Annotated in this window: 12 protein-coding genes, 2 tRNA genes and 1 other annotated feature; of the genes, 3 read left to right on the top strand and 11 right to left on the bottom strand. The window is 40.1% G+C overall.

What is annotated here, in order from left to right; genetic code table 11:
• Positions 1 to 331 precede the first annotated feature (331 nt).
• Complete coding sequence (locus tag TTE_RS00145; RefSeq protein ID WP_011024557.1) at positions 332 to 1,699, bottom strand: DDE-type integrase/transposase/recombinase; 1,368 nt, start codon at positions 1,697 to 1,699, stop codon at positions 332 to 334.
• Between the two features lie 185 nt (positions 1,700 to 1,884).
• Here TTE_RS00145 and TTE_RS00140 point away from each other — a divergent pair, with 185 nt between their 5' ends.
• Positions 1,885 to 3,099 (top strand): LCP family protein, encoded by a 1,215-nt coding sequence (locus tag TTE_RS00140; RefSeq protein ID WP_009609883.1) that lies wholly within the window; start codon positions 1,885 to 1,887, stop codon positions 3,097 to 3,099.
• A gap of 53 nt (positions 3,100 to 3,152) precedes the next feature.
• On the opposite strand, the gene TTE_RS00135 is transcribed toward TTE_RS00140, so the two are convergent.
• From TTE_RS00135 to lepB, 4 genes are all read right to left on the bottom strand, one after another.
• Positions 3,153 to 3,247: transfer RNA gene (locus tag TTE_RS00135), tRNA-Ser, on the bottom strand.
• Positions 3,248 to 3,259: 12 nt separating this feature from the next.
• Positions 3,260 to 3,348 (bottom strand) — tRNA-Ser (locus tag TTE_RS00130).
• 74 nt (positions 3,349 to 3,422) lie between these two features.
• Positions 3,423 to 4,700, bottom strand: a complete 1,278-nt coding sequence (gene serS / locus TTE_RS00125; RefSeq protein ID WP_009609894.1) for a serine--tRNA ligase — start codon at positions 4,698 to 4,700, stop codon at positions 3,423 to 3,425.
• A 39-nt stretch (positions 4,701 to 4,739) separates the two neighbouring features.
• Positions 4,740 to 4,933, bottom strand: a binding site (T-box leader).
• Between the two features lie 50 nt (positions 4,934 to 4,983).
• Positions 4,984 to 5,514, bottom strand: a complete 531-nt coding sequence (gene lepB, locus TTE_RS00120; RefSeq protein ID WP_011024556.1) for a signal peptidase I — start codon at positions 5,512 to 5,514, stop codon at positions 4,984 to 4,986.
• 129 nt (positions 5,515 to 5,643) lie between these two features.
• Here lepB and TTE_RS13990 point away from each other — a divergent pair, with 129 nt between their 5' ends.
• Together TTE_RS13990 and ytvI are read left to right on the top strand one after the other, a co-directional pair.
• Positions 5,644 to 5,814, top strand: a complete 171-nt coding sequence (locus TTE_RS13990; RefSeq protein ID WP_022588566.1) for a hypothetical protein — start codon at positions 5,644 to 5,646, stop codon at positions 5,812 to 5,814.
• A gap of 102 nt (positions 5,815 to 5,916) precedes the next feature.
• Positions 5,917 to 6,981, top strand: coding sequence for a sporulation integral membrane protein YtvI (gene ytvI, locus TTE_RS00115; protein WP_011024555.1), 1,065 nt, complete (start codon positions 5,917 to 5,919; stop codon positions 6,979 to 6,981).
• A 27-nt stretch (positions 6,982 to 7,008) separates the two neighbouring features.
• Here the strand turns inward: ytvI and ilvB are convergent, their stop codons facing one another.
• The 6 genes from ilvB to TTE_RS00085 are packed head-to-tail and all read right to left on the bottom strand — an operon-like array spanning position 7,009 to position 14,331.
• Entirely contained in the window at positions 7,009 to 8,667 is a 1,659-nt protein-coding gene (gene ilvB / locus TTE_RS00110) for a biosynthetic-type acetolactate synthase large subunit (protein ID WP_011024554.1), read from the bottom strand.
• Positions 8,664 to 10,334 (bottom strand): dihydroxy-acid dehydratase, encoded by a 1,671-nt coding sequence (ilvD, locus tag TTE_RS00105; RefSeq protein ID WP_011024553.1) that lies wholly within the window; start codon positions 10,332 to 10,334, stop codon positions 8,664 to 8,666. The genes ilvB and ilvD overlap by 4 nt, the downstream gene beginning before the upstream one ends.
• A gap of 4 nt (positions 10,335 to 10,338) precedes the next feature.
• Positions 10,339 to 11,406: a 3-isopropylmalate dehydrogenase gene (gene leuB / locus TTE_RS00100; protein WP_009610489.1), complete on the bottom strand. Its 1,068-nt coding sequence runs from the start codon at positions 11,404 to 11,406 to the stop codon at positions 10,339 to 10,341.
• Complete coding sequence (gene leuD / locus TTE_RS00095; protein ID WP_011024552.1) at positions 11,406 to 11,891, bottom strand: 3-isopropylmalate dehydratase small subunit; 486 nt, start codon at positions 11,889 to 11,891, stop codon at positions 11,406 to 11,408. Before leuD ends, leuB begins: the two co-directional genes overlap by 1 nt.
• Positions 11,891 to 13,147 (bottom strand): 3-isopropylmalate dehydratase large subunit, encoded by a 1,257-nt coding sequence (leuC, locus tag TTE_RS00090; RefSeq protein ID WP_011024551.1) that lies wholly within the window; start codon positions 13,145 to 13,147, stop codon positions 11,891 to 11,893. Before leuC ends, leuD begins: the two co-directional genes overlap by 1 nt.
• Positions 13,138 to 14,331, bottom strand: a complete 1,194-nt coding sequence (locus tag TTE_RS00085; protein WP_011024550.1) for a 2-isopropylmalate synthase — start codon at positions 14,329 to 14,331, stop codon at positions 13,138 to 13,140. Before TTE_RS00085 ends, leuC begins: the two co-directional genes overlap by 10 nt.
• Positions 14,332 to 14,334 lie beyond the last annotated feature (3 nt).

Here is a 14,334-nt window from a genome sequence, read left to right as displayed (position 1 = left end):
TTAATAAAAATTTAAGAATTTGTAACATTGTATTAATTGACATTGTCAAACTGAAGTGTTATATAATAGGATATGGCACAAAGGGGGATGAAAATCGGTAGCGTCAAGTAAGAACATGAGGATTCCCTAAAAAATAGAAATTGTAGGTAGTAGTTAGCAAAGAAATCAGTGATTATTAAATCAATAACTTAAAATGACACCTAGGGAAAAACTATAAGTAAATAAAATCTAAGCTTTTATGGGCAAAGAAGGCAAATATCACCCTATGGTAAGCTAGACTATTTCAAATACAGTCTAACTTACCACATAAAAGTTGTCAAGATTATAGAGTTTAATTAAGCTCAACAAACCATTGAATCAGTTTAGCCCAATTATCCACTTGGTGGCCATGTTTATCTTTAAGGGGTGCAAGTACTTTGCCATCGGAAGCCTCATGAGGTTTCAAGTGATTGTAGTACAGCTGATATAGCAATGCATGAGCGATAGCACCTTCAAAAGAACTAAAAGACTTATGGCGCTTGTAATGAGCCTTGTAAGAGCCAAATAAGCGTTCTAAACGGTTTTTATACGGTCTGTAAGTATGACTGTCACCACCGGGTGGAGGAGAGATTCCCAACACAGGTCGATGACGGATATTGGCTCCAAAGAAAACCGAAGCGAAATGGACTGCCACATCATAAATAGGCGCTTTATCTGTGACTAAAATGAATTCTCGGTTGTTGTAACGGTCAATGACCTCTTTAAGGATTGTCAAAGCAGCTAAAGCATCCCTATGAGGAGAAAGGTGCTGTGAGATAATAAAACCTCTCAAGCCATCACAGGCAGTAAAAAGGTAATGCCACTTACCTTTGACCTTTATGTAAGTCTCATCAATAACAACAAGGCCTGACAAAGGGAGGTTGATAGACTTAACAAGCGGAGCGAGTTTAGAGGCCAAGGAAACCACCCAGTTTTGTATAGTCTGATGAGAGAGTTGAACTTGCCATATATGCTGTAGTGCAGAGACAGTTTGCCTTAAAGAAAGACCGAGACCTACGTATAAATTAACAGTTTGTGCTATCAAGAATGGGCTAAAATGGCTTTTTGCGAGGTTAACAGGGGCAGCATTTGGAGAAGAAGAAGAGAGTTCATCAAAATCAACATCAAAAGCTCTGAAGCGATATCTTTTACGGTGGTTAAGCCACTTAGGGCAATTATCATTGCGACACTTAAACACAGTAAAATTCTTTCTAGTTTTATCCTGAATAAGTGCAGACCCGCAGAAAGGGCAGCGGTAAGTAGGGCGAGACTTTTTAGGAGCAGGTTTACCAGGAGCCCATTGATGTTTACACACTTTACACTGTAGTTTTTGAAAGCCGTCAGGGTCTTTACCAAAACTGTACAAATAATCAGGAGGGGCACCGCAAACAGGGCACTTATCAACATCAACACAAAGGGGTTTAATACGTCTAACATGAGAGATAGGCTTACCTTGAGCTTCAGCTTCGGCAAGGATTTTCTTGTAATCTTTTTTCTCAACAACTTTTTCAACAAGTGGCAAAGGATCCTCTAAAGGTGACAAAACTTTGTAGCCTGAAGGTTGGAGGTCAACAGGCGGCTGAATATCTACTTTAAAGTGTTTGAGAGCGAATAGAGAAATTTTAAGCAAAAAATTTAATAAATGAGTAAGAAGGAAAACGGGTAGTAGTTGTCGAAACATAAATTAGGATTCCCTCCTTTGGGTTGATGGTGTTTGTTTTTGCTACAACTACTACCTACGACACCAAGGGGAGGGAATCCTCCTTTTTCTCGAAAAAATTTTTATTCCAATGTTTTGGAGACTATAGATACGCGAATTTAAGGCTTTAATTTGACGTTACATGAAAATCTCGAGGAGGTCAGAAGATGAAAAAAGTAGTAAAAATACTGGCCGTAATTTTTCTGGGAATAATACTTTCTGTAGGAATAGGTGCTTACATATTTTATAAAAATATACATGTACCTGCCGTACAAGAAGAAAATCCTATAGCTTCTTTGAACAATCCAGAAAAAAAAGAGGAAGACCTTTCTTCAAAAAACGTCCTCGTTGTGGGAAGTGATGAAAACAATTTATCTGACACGTTATTTATAGCCAACTACAACCCTAAAAATAAAACTATAAGCATTTTATCAATTCCAAGGGACACCTATTATCCTCGTCCAGGTTATAACTCTCCAGGGGATAAAAAGATAAACGCCGCTTTTACCGAAGATGGAATTGAAGGAACAAAGAAAGCAGTAGAAAATTTACTCGGCATAAATATAGACCACTACATCATCATAGACTATGAAGGCTTTAAAAAAGTAATTGATACAATAGGCGGCGTAGAAGTAGATATTCCTTTTGACATGAAGTATGACGACAACAGCGCTAATCCCCCTCTTCACATCAATTTAAAAAAAGGTCGTCAGGTGCTGGATGGAGAAAAAGCAATCCAATTTGTAAGGTATAGACATGGTTACATTGATGGAGACTTAGGGAGAATAAAGGCTCAACATCAATTTTTAGAAGCCTTGTTTAAAAAATTAACACAGCCTTCTACTCTGCCAAAGCTTCCTTCTCTAGCCATTGCTGTAAGCAAACACATAAAAACAGACCTCACAGCAACAGAAATTGCCAAGTATGCTTATCAATTCGTAAAAGACAAGCCTTCTTCTATAAAATCTTTTACTCTGCCTGGCGAACCGGATTATAAAGATGGAGTAAGCTATTTCTTCGCAGATAACACAAAAATTCCCGAAGTAGTAGCAGAGTTTTTGGGAGATAAAACTACTTTCTCTTTTGACCCTTCTGAAATAGAGAAAAATAAGGCCATAAAAGTGGAAGTATTAAATGGAACGAATATACCCGGTCTTGCTTCAAAATGCGCTGAAACTTTGAGAAAACAAGGTTTTGATGTAGTAAGAATAGGAAATGTCGTGGGAACCACTTTTTCCACATCTCACGTATATGCCAGAACTGATGAGGAAAAGGCAAAAAAAGTAGCAAACGCTCTTTCCATAATTTGTGTAGAAAAAGATATTACCCCTGATTCAAGCGTAGATGTAACTGTAATACTTGGAAAAGACAAATCAAAATAAAAACAAAAAGCTGTGAAGTAAGTATGCTTCACAGCTTTTATTTTCTTAGTAAATGGCGGAGAAGGTGGGATTCGAACCCACGCGCCGGGGTTTTTCCCCGACCTACAGTCTTAGCAGGACCGCCCCTTCACCACTTGGGTACTTCTCCGCAAAGAGCTTCTGGCGGAGAGGGTGGGATTCGAACCCACGGCCCCTTGCGGGGTCACTGGTTTTCAAGACCAGCTCCTTAAGCCACTCGGACACCTCTCCCAGCTGGGACGATATAAAGTATATCACAACCCAGCCTTATTGTCAATATTATCTGCCAGTAAAATACTGGGAAATCATTCTTCCTTCCTTATAACATCTACTTTCATATATGGCCTCAATACTTCAGGCACAACTACAGATCCGTCTTCCTGCTGATAATTTTCTAGAATAGCCGCAAAAGTCCTCCCAACTGCCACTCCAGAACCATTTAAAGTGTGAACATATTGGAGTTTTCCTCCACCTTTTGGCCTATACCTTATATTGGCTCTTCTGGCCTGGAAGTCCTCACAATTGCTGCAGGAAGATATCTCTACGTATCTTCCATAACTTGGCATCCAAACTTCTATGTCGTATTTCTTTGATGCAGTAAATCCTAAATCCCCTGTGCATATAGCAACCACTCTGTAAGGAAGGCCAAGAGCCTGCAGAACTTCTTCTGCATCTCTTGTCATTTTTTCCAATTCCTCGTAAGATTTGTCCGGTTCTGTGAATTTAACCAGCTCTACCTTGTCGAACTGATGCTGCCTTATAAGCCCTCTGGTATCTCTTCCAGCAGCCCCTGCTTCCTGCCTGAAACAAGCACTGTAAGCGCAGTGGTATATAGGAAGCTGTTCTCCGTCTATTATAGTCTCTCTGTAAAGGTTAGTCACAGGAACTTCTGCAGTCGGAATCAGGAAATAGTCTGTGCCTTCTACTTTGAAGGCATCTTCTTCAAATTTTGGAAGCTGGCCTGTCCCAAACATGCTTCTCCTATGTACAAGGAATGGAGGAAAAACTTCTTTATAGCCGTGCTTTTCTATGTGAAGGTCCAACATAAAGTTTATCAAAGCTCTCTCAAGCCTTGCTCCTAACCCTTTGTAAAATACAAAACGAGAACCTGTAACCCTAGAAGCCGCTTCAAAATCCAGTATTCCCAAAGCCTCACCTATTTCCCAATGGGGCTTAGGTTCAAAGTCAAACTTTCTGGGCTCTCCCCATCTTCTAACCTCTACGTTGTCCTCATCGCTTTCTCCTATAGGCACACTCTCATGAGGAATATTGGGAATTGTCCAGAGTATCTTTTCCATTTCTTCTTCTATTTCCCTCAATTCCTGTTCCATGTCTTTTATCTTATCTGAAAGTTCTTTCATTTTAGCGATAAGTTCTGACGCATCTTTCCCTTCTCTTTTTAGCCGAGCTATATTGTCTGATTCTGTATTCCTCTTATTTTTAAGAGCCTCCAGTTCCACAAGCATCTCTCTTCTTTTTTCATCCAGTAAAAGCAGCCTGTCCAAGTCCGCTTTTTCTCCTTTTAATTCTATAGCCCTTCTGACTACATCTGGATTACTCCTTATAAATTTTATGTCAAGCACCTACACCCCTCCTCCTTTCTAAAAATAATTCCCGTCCCACAAAGGGACGGGAACCCCGTGTTGCCACCCTCTTTCGGCCCAAAAATTGGGCCCTCCACATGATTTAACGGTCGCCCGAAGGTCATTACACCCTAGCTCCAGGATGGATTTCGTAAGTAAAACTTACTGGTTCGCACCACCCACCAGCTCTCTTAAAAGTCTTTACTTACTACTCGTCCCTTCATCGCCTAAAGTTATTCACTTTTTAAATTATTATACTACTTTATTAAAGTATTTTCAACCCTCATTTTCCCTCCATACTGCCAATTCTATTTGGAGGCCATATCCTAAATACTACTTTGCCCAAAATTTGATCCTTTGATACGTATTTGTGCTGCCAAAATCGGCTGTCCATAGATTCGTTCCGATTGTCTCCCAACATAAAATAGTGGCCTGGAGGCACCACATAAGGGCCAAAATTTCCTTTCATGGGTTCTTTTACATAAGGCTCATTTACAACCTTTCCGTTTCTTATGAGTTTTCCATCTTTTATTTCTATGACATCTCCTCCTATTCCTATCACTCTTTTCACAAAATTAACTTTTGGATTGTCAGGAAAACGAAATACTACAATGTCTCCTCTTTTGACAGGTTCAAATCTGTATATAAATTTGTTCACAATGAATTTGTCGTTTATGTGTATTGTGTCCATCATTGAACCCGTAGGGACATCCACCAGCTCAAACACATAAGTCCTAATGAAAAGGGCAATTGCGAAAGCGAGAAGTATAGTAAATATCCAGCTTAATATCTCTTTTCCTATATTTTTGCTCATACTGACTCTCCTCACTTGAAAGTACAATGATATTATAGCATAAACTTCAAATAAATTCTAATCTTCCTTGTATATTTTTGCTAATATTTGTCAATAATAAAATCAGCACAAAATGAAGGGGAGATAAGAATGAGAGAAATTGAATATCTTATCACTTTAGCTGAAATAAAAGACACAGAATATAAAAATTTGCTGGCGTTAATTTCCCTTATAGATTTATTGGTAGAAAAAGGAATTATAACAAGAAGTGAGCTTGCACAAAAGTCAAAAGAAATAGCAAAAATAAAAACCGCCCTTTAAAAATCCGTTTCGGCGGATTTTTTTATTACAGTCAACAATTACTCTTAATGATAGACTTTTATCAATTCTCATATTATAATAAAAAGGAAGGAGGTCAAAACGGTGAATAATTTTCTATTGAGATACGGTGATATAATAAAAAAAACACTACTCATTGTTGCTGTCTTTATTATATTTTACTTAATCATATTTAAAATTATTCCTTTCTTGATGCCGTTTGTAGTGGCTTTGCTTCTCGCTGTGATAATTGATCCTGGTGTAAATTTCTTAGAGAAAAAATTAAAGGTGCCGAGAGGACTAGCATCCTTTATTTTACTTTTGATATTAATAGGTGTGATAGGATCACTTATTGCAATATCAATAACACAACTTATATATGAACTAAGTTCTCTTGCGGAAATAAGCACAAATTATGCAAATACTATTAATGACATAATTTTAAATCTTGTTGATAGAATAAGAATGTATTACATATCATTGCCCCCAAATATTACATCCCTTATTGAAAGCAACATGCAGTCGATTTTAAACTATGTATCATTATTTGCAAAAAATCTTGCTACATGGCTTTTGAATTTTGCAACAAAATTGCCTAACTTTTTCTTTATGACTTTGATAACACTTGTTGCTACTTTTTTTATAAGCAAAGATAAACAGCTTATACTAGATTTTATAAAAAGGCAGATTCCATCTCATTGGGCACAGCATGCAAAAAATATTCAGGTAGACCTTTTAAAGACATTTTTCGGTTATCTGCGAGCAGTAGCAACAATAATGCTTATAACCTTTTTGGAAGTCTCCATAGGCCTTGCAATAATAGGTTTTGACTATCCATTTCTATTGGGTCTTCTTGTAACCATTGTAGATGCATTGCCCGTACTAGGTTCTGGTGCTGTCATGGTACCATGGGCGCTTTATAACATCATAATGAAAAACTACATGGTAGGGATATATCTTTTAATACTGTACGGCTTGGTGGTAGTTGTAAGACAGATGATAGAGCCTAAGATTGTAGGTCAGAGCATCGGACTTCATCCTCTTGTTACGCTTTTATCTATGTTTATAGGTGTAAAACTTTTTGGCGCTATAGGACTTGTAATAGGGCCTGTATTTGTAGTAGTATTTAAAGCTCTTCAAAAAGCAGAAATTATCCCGCCTTGGAAATAAAAAGAAAGGGTCACAAACCCTTTCTTTTTATGCAATAGTATCTTCCACAGTCCCACCTGCGGGAATAAATGGAAGCACCATTTCGTCTTTGTCTATAATACATTCTATCATAAAAGGTTTTTTTTCGCTATAGGCTTTTTTAAAAGCTTTTTCAAAATCCTCTTTTGTTGTAACTCTTATTCCTTCCACTCCAAAATCACTGGCAATTTTGGCAAAGTTAAGGTGTGGATTTAAATCTGTCTGAGAAAATCTCTTTTCGTTAAAAAGATACTGCCACTGCCTTACCATTCCTAAAGCCTGATTATTAAGTAGTACTATAATAACCGGGATATTGTAGAAAGCAGCAGTCTCTAAGGCGTGTATATTCATTCTCAAGCTTCCATCTCCTGCAATATTCACAACCCTTTTATCTGGCCTTCCCACCTGCGCACCTATTGATGCGGGAAGGCCAAAACCCATTGCCCCTAATCCCCCTGAAGTGACAAAAGTTCTAGGCTTTTTAAATTTGTAAAACTGTGCTGCCCACATTTGATTTTGCCCTACTTCTGTAGCTATAATGAGATCATCATTTGAGAGCTCTTGAATTTTTTCTACTATCCATTGGGGCCTTAACATGTCGTCTTTTTTATATCTAAGCCCATGTTTCACTCTTAATTCTTCTACTTCCTCTAACCATTCTCTTCTTTCCATAGATGGAACTCTATCTGCAAGAAGCTTTAATACCTTCTTTATCTTCCCAACTATCCCCACATCCACTTCTACATTTTTGCCTATTTCTGCTGCATCGATGTCAATGTGTATAAATTTGGCCTTTGGTGCAAGCCCTCCGGCCTTTCCTGCCACTCTATCGCTAAATCTCGTTCCTACAGCTATCACAAGGTCTGAGTGATATACAGCTAAATTTGCAAATCTGCTTCCATGCATACCTATAAGTCCCAAAGATAGAGGATGGTCTCCGGGGAAGCATCCTAACCCCATCAGTGAAGTTGCAACAGGGATATTCGTCTTTTCAGCAAATTCCAAAAGTTCCCCACAGGCTTCTCCCCATATCACTCCCCCGCCTGCAAAGATAACAGGCTTCTTGCTTTCTAAAATCAACTCCACCGCCTTTGACAAGCTCTCTTCAGAAATAATTTCTTTTATTCCATTTTTGTATTCTATCTCTCCCTTTCTTTCATACTCTATTTCTGCATTTTGTATATCCTTTGGAATGTCCACCAAAACCGGCCCTGGCCTTCCGCTCTTTGCAATTGCAAATGCTTCCCTTAAAGTATCTGCCAGCTTTTCAGGAGATTTTACCACAAAATTGTGCTTTGTAATAGGCATTGTGATGCCTGTAATGTCTACCTCCTGAAATGCGTCCTTTCCTATCAGGTAAGTTGGAACCTGGCCGGTTATAGCGACAACCGGAACAGAATCCATATAAGCATTGGCAATCCCTGTAACTAAATTAGTAGCTCCTGGCCCTGAAGTTGCAATGCACACCCCAACTTTTCCGGTAGCCCTAGCATATCCATCTGCCATATGAGCAGCCATTTGTTCGTGTGTTGCTAAAATATGCCTTATGTCAGAGTCATACAAAGCATCGTAAATCGGAATAACTGCTCCTCCAGGGATTCCAAATACATTATCAACCCCCATCTCCTTTAAAACTTCTATCACAACTTGAGCCCCTTTTAGCTTCATACTCCTCCCTCCCTAAATACCGCTCCTTTACTCCCCGAAGTCACCTCTCTTGTATACCTCGCCATATAACCCTTCTTTATCTTGGGTTCTGGCCTCTTCCAATTTGCCATCCTTTTCTTTATTTCCTCATCACTCAATTTGACATTTATCTTCCTCGCTGGAATGTCAATTTCAATAATGTCTCCATCCTCAATTATGGCAATCTCTCCTCCCTCCATCGCCTCAGGAGAGACATGCCCTATAGAAGCCCCCCTTGTCGCTCCCGAAAACCTTCCATCCGTTATTAGGGCGACGTCCTTATCAAGACCCATACCTGCAAGGGCGGATGTAGGGCTTAGCATTTCTCTCATGCCTGGACCACCTTTAGGCCCTTCGTACCTTATAACCACAACGTCTCCTTTTTGTATCTTTCCACCGTATATCGCCTCAATAGCCTCTTCTTCTGAATCAAATACTCTAGCCGGTCCCTCATGTCTTAACATCTCTGGTGAGACAGCAGAAGCTTTCACAACAGCCCCTTCCCTAGCTATATTTCCAAATAATATTGCTATTCCTCCTGTCTTGCTGTAAGGATCTTCTATGGTCCTTATCACATCCCTATTTCGCACTTTTGCATCTTTTATGTTTTCTCCAAGAGTCCGACCTGTCACTGTCAAAGCATCAAGGTGTAAAAGGCCTGCTTTTGAAAGCTCTTTTAGCACAGCAGAAACTCCCCCTGCAAAGTGAAGGTCTTCTATGTGGTATTTCCCTGCAGGACTTAACTTGCAAAGGTTTGGAACCCTATCGCTTATGTCATTTATCTCTTCTAAAGGTATATCTACTCCTGCTTCATGAGCTATGGCTTTTAGGTGAAGGACCGTATTAGTAGACCCTCCTAATGCCATGTCCAAGCTAAAAGCATTCACAAATGCTTCTTTTGTGAGTATCTGTGAAGGAGTTATGTTTCTTTCAACAAGCTCTACTATTTTCATCCCGGCTTCCTTTGCAAGCCTTATCCTTTCAGAGTAAACCGCCGGTATCGTTCCATTTCCAGGAAGTCCCAAACCTAAAGCTTCTGTAAGGCAGTTCATTGTATTTGCTGTAAACATTCCTGAACAGGACCCGCAAGTAGGACAGGCATTTCTTTCTATACTGTAAAATTCCTCTTCTGTTATTTTGCCAGCCTTTAATGCTCCTACCGCCTCAAAAACTGTGCTCAAGTCACAAGTCGTGCCATCACAAATACCTGCCAGCATGGGGCCGCCGCTTACTACAATCGCTGGAATATCAAGCCTTGCCGCCGCCATAAGCATGCCTGGTACTATCTTGTCACAATTGGGTATGAGTACAATTCCATCAAAGCCATGAGCCATTGCCATTATCTCTATGCTGTCAGCAATCACTTCTCTGCTCCCTAAAGAATACTTCATCCCTCCATGACCCATGGCAATGCCATCACACACTCCAATGGTAGAAAATTCAACAGGCGTTCCTCCCGCCATCCTTATACCTGCTTTCACCGCTTCTGCTATTTTATCAAGGTGAATGTGCCCTGGGATTATTTCATTTTTTGAATTGGCCACTCCTATTATAGGCCTTTTTAGCTCTTCATCAGTAAGCCCTAAGGCATAAAGCAAGGACCTATGAGGTGCCCTCTCCACCCCTTTTTTTACAGCATCGCTTCTCAAAATATCACCCCTTTATATACTCAACAACTTTATCTCCCATCTCTTCTGTAGAAAGCACAATTCCTTTGCCCAAATCTGCTGTTCTAAAGCCTTCCTCCAAAGCTCTTTCCACCGCTTTTCTTATATCCTGTGCAGCCTCCTCCTCGCCAAATGAATACTGAAGCATCATCGCAACAGATAAAATTGTGGCAAGAGGATTAGCTATTTTCTTTCCGGCAATATCCGGAGCAGACCCGTGTATTGGCTCATAAAGTCCAACCCTATCTCCTCTTAAGCTGGCAGAAGGGAGTATTCCAATAGAGCCCACGATTTGCGCTGCTTCATCGCTCAAAATATCTCCAAACATATTATTGGTGAGAATCACATCAAACTGGAAAGGGTTTTTCACAAGCTGCATCGCACAGTTATCTACGTACATGTGGTTTAGCTCCACCTCAGGATACCTCTTAGCAACTTCTTCTACAGTCTTTCTCCAAAGCCTTGAAGATTCCAACACGTTTGCCTTGTCGACAGATGTAATCTTTTTTCTCCTCCTTAAGGCCGCCTCAAAAGCGATAACTGCAATTCTTTCTATCTCCTGCGTCTCATAAACTTCTGTATCATAAGCCCTAAATCCATATCCTATAGCCTCTTTTCCTCTTGGTCCAAAGTAAATTCCGCCTGTGAGCTCTCTTACGACAAGTATATCCAGCCCTTTTTCCAAAAGTTCATTCTTTAAAGGAGAAGCATCTTTTAAAGAAGGGTATAAAACCGCCGGCCTTAAATTCGCGTACACCCCCAAACTTTTCCTTAAGGCCAGAAGACCTGCTTCAGGTCTTTTATCTCCCTCTAAACCGTCCCACTTAGGTCCCCCTACAGCCCCCAGAAGAACTGCATCACTTGAAAGGCAGCCATTTCGCGTCTCCTCAGGATAAGGCTCCCCATACTTGTCAATAGCCTCTCCTCCAAAAGGATATTTCTTTATATCAAATCTGAGCCCGTACTTTTCTTCCACAGCTTTTAAAACCTTTAAACCTTCTTCTATCACTTCTGGACCTATCCCATCTCCTGGCAAAACTGCTATCCTGTACATTAACGCACCTTCTCTCTCACGTAATTTATAAGTCCTCCATATTTTATTATCTCTTTTATAAATTCCGGAAATGGCTGTGCTTTAAATTCTGTCCCTTTTGTGACATTTCTAATTATTCCATTATCTACATCCACAGAAACTATATCCCCTTCTTCAATGCCATCCACAGCTTCTCTAGATTCCAGTATAGGAAGTCCTATATTTATGGCATTTCTGTAAAAAATCCTGGCAAAAGACTTGGCAATTATACATGAAATTCCAGAAGCTTTAATGGCAAGAGGAGCGTGCTCCCTTGAGGAACCGCAGCCAAAATTTTCTCCTACGACTAATATATCCCCTTCTTTTACCTTATTTTTAAACTCCCTATCCAGATCCTCCATGCAGTGTTCTGCTAATTCTTTCGGATCGGAGGTATTTAAAAATCTAGCCGGTATTATCACATCTGTGTCGATGTTGTCCCCGTACTTTATAGCTTTGCCCTGCATCATTCCACCTCCTCAGGGCTTACAATGTAGCCAGCTATTGCTGAAGCCGCTGCAACTGCTGGACTTGCGAGATAAACCTCGCTTTCAGGATGTCCCATCCTTCCCACAAAATTTCTATTTGTAGTAGCTAAAGCTCTTTCTCCCTTTGCCAGGACTCCCATATGCCCTCCAAGGCATGGACCACAGGTAGGAGTTGAAACTGCCGCTCCTGCCTTTATAAATTCTTCAATGTACCCTCTCTTCACGCATTCCAAGTATATCTCCTGTGTAGCCGGGAAAATTATAAGCCTTACATCTGGATGAACCTTTTTGCCCTTCAAAATCCTGTAAGCTATCTCCATGTCAGAAAGCCTTCCATTTGTACAGGACCCTATAACTACTTGATCTATCTTAACTTTTCCGACTTCATCAATACTTCTCGTATTCTCAGGCAAATGGGGAAACGCCACTTGAGGCCTTATATCATCAAGATTTATTTCAATTACTTCGCTGTACTCCGCATCCTCATCCCTTTCAAAAACTTTATACTCTCGCTTTGCCCTCTTTTTAACATAAGCTTCTGTAATCTCGTCAAAATCAAAGATTCCATTCTTTGCTCCTGCTTCAATCGCCATATTTGCAATTGTAAACCTGTCGTCAATTGACAAAGCTTTTATATTCCCTGTAAATTCCATGGATTTATATAAAGCCCCGTCAACTCCAATCTTGCCAATGATATAGAGTATCACGTCCTTTCCACTCACCCATTTGCCGAGATTTCCTTTTAAAACAAACTTTATTGCCTCAGGCACCTTAAACCAGGCTTTCCCTGTGGCCATAGCCGCAGCCATATCGGTGCTTCCCACTCCTGTAGCAAAGCAGGTAAGAGCACCGTAAGTGCAGGTATGAGAATCGGCTCCTATCACCACATCACCTGGAAGAACAAGGCCCTGTTCTGGAAGGAGGGCATGCTCAATGCCCATCCTTCCCACTTCAAAGAAATTAACTATATTATATTTTTTAGCAAATTTTCTCATTACATTTACCTGCTCCGCTGATTTTATATCCTTGCTCGGCACAAAGTGGTCTGGCACTAAAGCTATTTTTGTGTTGTCAAAAACCTTATCTACCCCTATTTTTTCAAACTCTTTTATGGCAACAGGTGCCGTTATATCATTTCCCAGCACCATATCCACGTCTATCTCTATCAATTCTCCAGGTTTTACCTCTCTTCCCGCCTTTGCCGATAAAATCTTTTGTGTAAGAGTTAAGCCCAAGCTTCTCCCTCCCTAAAGCCCCTAAATTCTTCTATAGTCTCCTCTACAACAAATCGAATATCCTCTTCCACTATGGTCTTTTTCCTATCGGCTAAATCTTTAAACTTTCTAAAAGCTTCACTTATCTCACCGGGAGAAAGGTTGTAGCCCAGTTGCCTTACTTTAAGTTCAAAAGCGTTTCTTCCTGAAAGTTTACCTAAAGCGAAAGTGTCAGGAACAACTCCTATATCCTCTGGCCTCATTATTTCATAAGTTAATCTATTGTTTATGACTCCATGCTGGTGTATCCCGGACTGGTGCCTGAAAGCATTAGCTCCTACTATAGCTTTATTTGGCTGTAACTTAATCCCTGTGAGTTCGCTAACTAGTTTGCTCGTATTGTATATCTCTTTTGTATTTATGCCGTGTACAAGTCCAAAATAATCTTTTCTGGTATTTAAAGCCATTATCACCTCTTCCATAGCCGCATTTCCTGCCCTCTCTCCTATCCCGTTCACAGTAACCTCTACTTGAGTTGCTCCATTTTCTATAGCAGAAAGAGAATTGGCTACAGCCAGCCCTAAATCATTGTGGCAATGCGCACTTATTGTTACTCCATCAATATTTGGAACATTGTTTCTTATATACCTTATAAGCTCTCCATACTCCCTCGGCATAGCATAACCTACCGTATCAGGCACATTTATAATATGGGCTCCTGCATCAATTACTTCGCTAAACACTTTCACTAAAAAGTCCCAATCAGTCCTTGAGGCATCCTCTGCTGAAAACTCTATCTCATCAAACTTCCCTCTAGCGTATTTCACCATTTCAACTGCTTTTTTCAGAACCTCATCTCTTGTCATCTTCAACTTGTACTGAAGGTGTATATCAGAAGTAGCTATAAAGACGTGCAATCTGGACTTTTCTGCATTTTTAAGAGCACTGCTGGCCCTGTCAATGTCCTCTTTCACAGCTCTTCCCATCGCAGCAATGGTTACGCCTTTTACGTAGTCAGCAATATTCTTTACTGCCTCAAAATCCCCATTGGAAGCTGCAGGAAATCCCGCTTCTATCACGTCTACCCCAAGCTTTGCCAGCTGATAGGCAATTTCAAGCTTATCCCTGCTGTTAAAATTTACCCCTGGCGTCTGTTCACCATCTCTTAAAGTAGTGTCAAAAACTATAACTCTCTTAACCCCCATTTT

It is taken from the genome of Caldanaerobacter subterraneus subsp. tengcongensis MB4 (assembly GCF_000007085.1).
Classification (GTDB): Bacteria; Bacillota; Thermoanaerobacteria; order Thermoanaerobacterales; family Thermoanaerobacteraceae; genus Thermoanaerobacter; species Thermoanaerobacter subterraneus.
Note: the sequence above shows the minus strand (reverse complement) of the source record. Positions and strands in the feature narration are given on the sequence as shown.

Coding starts and splice junctions, on each gene's coding strand:
- TTE_RS00145 (WP_011024557.1), bottom strand. CDS start 1,699: ATGTTTCGACAACTACTACCCGTTTTCCTTCTTACTCATTTATTAAAT.
- TTE_RS00140 (WP_009609883.1), top strand. CDS start 1,885: ATGAAAAAAGTAGTAAAAATACTGGCCGTAATTTTTCTGGGAATAATA.
- lepB (WP_011024556.1), bottom strand. CDS start 5,514: ATGAGCAAAAATATAGGAAAAGAGATATTAAGCTGGATATTTACTATA.
- TTE_RS13990 (WP_022588566.1), top strand. CDS start 5,644: ATGAGAGAAATTGAATATCTTATCACTTTAGCTGAAATAAAAGACACA.
- ilvB (WP_011024554.1), bottom strand. CDS start 8,667: ATGAAGCTAAAAGGGGCTCAAGTTGTGATAGAAGTTTTAAAGGAGATG.
- leuB (WP_009610489.1), bottom strand. CDS start 11,406: ATGTACAGGATAGCAGTTTTGCCAGGAGATGGGATAGGTCCAGAAGTG.
- leuD (WP_011024552.1), bottom strand. CDS start 11,891: ATGCAGGGCAAAGCTATAAAGTACGGGGACAACATCGACACAGATGTG.
- TTE_RS00085 (WP_011024550.1), bottom strand. CDS start 14,331: ATGGGGGTTAAGAGAGTTATAGTTTTTGACACTACTTTAAGAGATGGT.